Raw genomic sequence first — 576 nt, forward strand, 5'->3', positions numbered from 1 at the left:
CGCGCGGTCCGGGACTTCGGCCGCCGCTGCCTCGACCCTGTCGGTCGCTGCCTCGGCCCTCTCTGTCACTGCCTCGACGACAGCCGTCGCAAGCTCCACGACGGCCCCGGTCAACTCCCCGACCGCCGTGGCCAGTTCGAGACCCGATTCGACCAGCGACACCCCGGCCCGCAGCATGTCGGCCGGTGTAGCGCCGGGCGATCCCCAGGCAGGCACGATGTCGCGGGTTTCCGGGGCGCTGCGGGTTTCAGGGGCGCCGCGGGCTTCGGAGGCGCTGCCGCCGGCCGACGACAGGTCCGTGCCGACTCCGGGGAACCGGTGCTCGTCGAGATCATCGAACGCACGGGCCAGTTCGTCGAACACCGCACCGATCGCGCGGTCGGCGTCGTCGCACAGGCAGGCGAACACGGCGGCCGCGGTCTCGACTCCCGGAACGAACACCTCGTTCAACCATTGGCTGCACCACTGCGCGACCGCCGCGGAATCCCCTTCGGCGAGGCCGGTGGACCAGCGGGCGAGCTGTTCGCCGGTGGGGCCGGTGGCCGCACCCGATGCCCCTGCGAGTACCGCGTCGAC

At 72.6% G+C, this 576-nt stretch carries 1 pseudogene; it reads right to left on the bottom strand.

The window, feature by feature from the left end:
* Positions 1 to 576 (bottom strand): annotated as a pseudogene (locus I0Q12_RS14310) (hypothetical protein); the annotation flags it as partial.

Origin of the sequence: Rhodococcus sp. CX, from assembly GCF_015865005.1 — a bacterium.
GTDB lineage: Bacteria > Actinomycetota > Actinomycetes > Mycobacteriales > Mycobacteriaceae > Rhodococcus.